We start from the raw sequence: 246 nt of genomic DNA on the forward strand, positions 1-246 counted from the left end.
GCGTTAATGTAAACATCGTCTCTAACTGTTAATTTTCCATTTAACGATTCTTCGCCCCAAGGCGTATCTATTGAATCCAATCGAGACAAAATAACGTCAATTTTGTCGAGTTCGTCTGTATTTTGAAGCTTTACTTGCTCATAAGTAAGTTCAGCGCCTGCAAAAATAACTTTGTCGCGGTACCATGCATTTTCAAACCCATACTCTGCATCTTTTGCTGTGTCTTGATAAATCACTGCTCTTACT

1 protein-coding gene is annotated in these 246 nt (G+C 38.2%); it reads right to left on the bottom strand.

Annotated features, from left to right (window positions below):
* A partial coding sequence (locus tag AAEY83_RS17685) for a hypothetical protein (RefSeq protein WP_351061291.1) occupies nt 1-246 on the bottom strand: 246 nt, incomplete at both ends.

It is taken from the genome of Psychrobacter sp. TB20-MNA-CIBAN-0197, from assembly GCF_040309765.1.
GTDB classification, from domain to species: Bacteria; Pseudomonadota; Gammaproteobacteria; order Pseudomonadales; family Moraxellaceae; genus Psychrobacter; species Psychrobacter submarinus.